Origin of the sequence: Microbacterium sp. (assembly GCF_049661145.1) — a bacterium.
Taxonomy (GTDB): Bacteria; Actinomycetota; Actinomycetes; order Actinomycetales; family Microbacteriaceae; genus Microbacterium.
In genome coordinates this window covers 1-3,888 of the sequence record NZ_JBASZT010000020.1, presented here as the reverse complement: position 1 = coordinate 3,888, position 3,888 = coordinate 1, and the positions used below count along the sequence as shown (strand labels likewise).

Genomic DNA, 3,888 nt, shown 5'->3' with positions numbered 1-3,888 from the left:
TGCTCGCCTCGCGCACCGCGCTCGTCGTCGACCCCGAGAACCGCACGCGCGCACTCGAGCTCGCCGACGCCGGCCTGCGGCGCCTGGCCGAGACGATGTTCGGCCTCGACACGACGGGTCTCGGCATCGACGAGCTCGCGCGCATCACCGACACCCACGTCGGCACTGTCGATGAAGTGGTTGCCTCGCTCGCGCAGGACGAGACCCTCGCCGCTGCGACCGATGTGTCGTTCCAGGTGCACTCGATCGCCGCGACCCACGAGTTGACGCTGCGCTCGCTGCAACTGCTCGCCGACGAGGTCGCGCCGCGCCTGGGCTTTGCGACCGGGCCGGATGCCGTCGCCTCGCTCCACGGCGCGCACCGCGCACTCGTGGCGACGGGCGCCGCCTCGGCCACTGCTTCGGAAGGACTGTCATGACCACCGACATCATCGACCTGCTCGCCGGCATCTCGACCGGGGATGCGCTCGACGCCGTGCGTGCCGGGCGCCCGCAGGCCCGCGAGAACGCGCAGCGCAGCTTCGAGGCGCTGCTCGAACCGGCGAATCCCGGCACCTTCCCGCTCGCCGAGCGCTACGCGATCGCGGCGTTCGCCGCCCGCCTGCACGCGTTCGACGCGGCCACGTCGTTCTATGACGACCTCCTCGCCGACGAGGCGCCGGAGCTCGTGGCCGCAGTCGAGGCGGCGGCCACCGACGGGGCGACGACGGGTCCGTACGGCGACTACCGCGAGCCGGGGCTTGCCGCCGAGTCTCGTGCGGGGCTGCGCTGGGCGCCGGATGCCGAGACGTCCGCCGCCCTCGGTGTACGGCTGTCGGCCGCCGTCGCGCACACTCACCTGCTCGTCTTCCGGCCGCGCGAGGCGCGTCCCGAGCACCTGCAGGCGCTGGTGGATGCCGACTGGAGTCCCGACGACATCGTCTCGCTGTCGCAGCTCGTCGCGTTCCTCGCCTTTCAGCTGCGGTTGGCGTGGGGACTGCGCGTGCTCGCCGCGGCGCAGGCCCCGGCATCCATCCCTGACCTCGCGCCCGACCTCGCTGTCACGGGCGCGACGACCACCGAAGGAGCCTGACATGTCCGTCGTCACCGACTACCCGGACCTCGCCCGACCGGAGGAGTTCACGCAGCGTGGCCTCGGCTGGGTGCCGTGGCTGCAGCCCGTCGGCGAGGACGAGCTCACCGACGTGCAGCGCGATGCGCTCATCGAGCCGACCCGCGCCAAGATGCCGTACTTCCGGCTGCTTGCGCGCGACCCCGAGGCGCTGCGCGCCCGTACCCTCACCGACCTCGACATCTTCTTCAACGTCGATGGCGGCATCGGGAGGGCGGAGCGTGAACTCGCCGCAGCTGCCACGTCGCGGCACAACGGATGCGTGTTCTGCGCCTCGGTGCACGCCGCCGCCGCGACGCGCGAGTCGGGGCGCGAGGCCGACGTGCAGCGCCTGCTCGACGAGGGCGTGACCGCCGACCTCGGCGACGAGACGTGGAACGCGGTGGTCGCGGCATCCGTCGCGCTCGCCGGCGCTCCGCTCGACTTCGGCCAGGACGACATCGCGCGACTGCGTGAGGTCGGCCTCGGGGATGCGGAGATCGTCGACGTCATCGGCGGAGCGGCGTTCTTCAACTGGGCGAACCGGCTCATGCTCTCGCTCGGCGAGCCCGAGGTGCCCGCGCGGCAGGCGGCGCGGCCGGGTGCCACCGCGTGAGCGTCCCCACCCTGCTCGACCACATCGTCATCGCCGGGCCCGACCTCGACGACCTCATCGCGTGGTTCGCCGAGCGCACCGGCGTCGTCGCAGCTCCCGGCGGCGCGCACCCGACCGGTACCGCGAACGCGCTCGTCGCCCTCACGATCGATGGCGAGCGCGGGCCGCAGTACATCGAGTTGATCGGCCCGAACCCGCGCCGGTCGGAGCCCGAGCTGCCCACGACGTTCGACATCCGGGCCCTGAAGGCGCCGCGGGTTCAGGCGTACGCCGTGCACCCCGCGGACATCGAGTCCACCGTCGCGGCGGCTCGAGCGCGCGGCTTCGACCCGGGCGACGTCAGCGACCTGTCGCGGCGCACGCCCGACGGGACGCTGCTGGAGTGGCGGCTCACGCGCGGCGAGGATCGCCGGCTCGACGTGCCGTTCCTCATCGACTGGGGGAGCACGGCCCAGCCCGGGCTGGGGAACATCCCGGTGATCGAGCTGGTCTCGTTCGTGCGGGTCGAGCCCGACCCCGCCCCGCTGCGGGAGGTGCTCGACGCGTACGGCCTCGGCGACGGCGCGGCTGAGGTGGTCGAGGGGTCTGCGGGCGAGGAGGCGGGCTTCCGCCTGACCCTGCGCACCGCCGCGGGCGACCTGGTAGAGCTCTCGGCATGACCCAGGATGCCGACCTCGGGTCGCTCAATGCACGGGTGGGCGGGGCAGGATGGGACCATGACGATCGAGGTGTGGGCGCCGCGCGCGGCGCGGGTGCGACTGCGGCGACCGGAGCAATACGACCTCGAGATGACGCCGACGGATGCCGGGTGGTGGCGCGGCGACGTCGCACTCGAACCCGGTGAGACGTACGGGTTCGTCCTGGGAGACACCGACAAGACCTGGCCCGATCCGCGGTCGCGCCGCCAGCCGCGGGGCGTGCACGCGCCGTCGGCTTGGGACCACCCGGCATCCTTCCCCTGGACGGACCAGGAGTGGACCGGCCGACAGCTCGCCGGCGGTCTGATCTACGAGCTTCACGTCGGCACCTTCACCCCCGAAGGCACCCTCGACGCGGCGGCCGGAAAGCTCGACCACCTCTCAGACCTCGGCGTCACGCACGTCGAGCTGCTGCCGGTGAACGGCTTCAACGGTGCGCACAACTGGGGCTACGACGGCGTGCTCTGGTACACCGTCCACGAGGGGTACGGCGGACCCGACGCCTACCGCCGCTTCGTCGACGCAGCGCACGCGGCGGGCGTCGCCGTGATCCAGGACGTCGTCTACAACCACCTCGGCCCGTCCGGCAACTGCCTGCCCGAGTTCGGACCGTATCTGCGCGAGGGTCGCGGCACGACGTGGGGGTCGAGCGTGAACCTCGATGAGCCCGCCGTGCGCGCCTTCATCGTCGACAACGCGCTGATGTGGCAGCGCGACTTCCACGTCGACGGGCTGCGGCTCGACGCCGTGCACGCGCTGCACGAGTCGGCATCCGGCCCCGTGCACATCCTGCAGGAGATCGCCGAGCGCACCGACGCCCTGTCTGCCCACCTCGGCCGGCCGCTGACGCTCATCGCGGAGAGCGACCTCAACGACCCCGTCATGATCCTGCCGCGCGAGGCGGGGGGATATGGCCTCACGGCGCAGTGGGCGGACGACTGGCACCACGCCGTGCACGTGGCGCTCACGGGCGAGACGAGCGGCTACTACGCCGACTTCGCCGATCCCGAAGCGCTGCCCAAGACATGGCGCGGCGCGTTCTTCCACGACGGGACCCACTCGTCGTTCCGCGGTGTGGACTGGGGAAAGCCCGTGCCCCCGCAAGTGCCGTCGTGGCGGTTCGTCACGTTCGCGCAGGACCACGACCAGATCGGCAATCGCGCCGCCGGAGACCGGCTCTCGCACTGCCTGAGCTTCGACCGCCTCGCCGTCGCCGCCGTGCTGACGCTCACGGCGCCGGGAACGCCCATGCTGTTCATGGGTGAGGAGTGGGGTGCATCGACTCCCTGGCAGTTCTTCACGTCGCACCCCGAGCCCGAGCTCGCCGCGGCCACCCGCCGCGGCCGCACCGAGGAGTTCGCCGGCATGGGATGGGATCCGGCGCTCGTACCCGACCCGAACGACCCCGCGACGTTCCAGCGCTCCAAGCTCGACTGGTCCGAGGTCGCGCGCGGCGACCACGCCCGCCTGCTCGACCTCTACCG

At 72.4% G+C, this 3,888-nt stretch carries 4 protein-coding genes and 1 pseudogene; all 5 read left to right on the top strand.

From position 1 onward, the window contains the following. A pseudogene (locus WBP48_RS01060) lies at positions 1-419 on the top strand (putative FMN-dependent luciferase-like monooxygenase); the annotation flags it as partial. After that, positions 416-1,072, top strand: a complete 657-nt coding sequence (locus WBP48_RS01055; RefSeq protein ID WP_424434781.1) for a CMD domain protein — start codon at positions 416-418, stop codon at positions 1,070-1,072. The pseudogene WBP48_RS01060 and the gene WBP48_RS01055, both read left to right, overlap by 4 nt. A gap of 1 nt (position 1,073) precedes the next feature. Then, entirely contained in the window at positions 1,074-1,706 is a 633-nt protein-coding gene (locus WBP48_RS01050) for an alkylhydroperoxidase domain protein (RefSeq protein WP_424434778.1), read from the top strand. Beyond that, positions 1,703-2,365 carry a VOC family protein gene (locus WBP48_RS01045; protein WP_424434775.1) on the top strand — a complete coding sequence of 221 codons (663 nt, stop codon included), beginning with the start codon at positions 1,703-1,705 and terminating at the stop codon, positions 2,363-2,365. The genes WBP48_RS01050 and WBP48_RS01045 overlap by 4 nt, the downstream gene beginning before the upstream one ends. A gap of 57 nt (positions 2,366-2,422) precedes the next feature. After that, the coding region (gene treZ / locus WBP48_RS01040; protein ID WP_424434772.1) for a malto-oligosyltrehalose trehalohydrolase at positions 2,423-3,888 on the top strand (1,466 nt) is incomplete at its 3' end.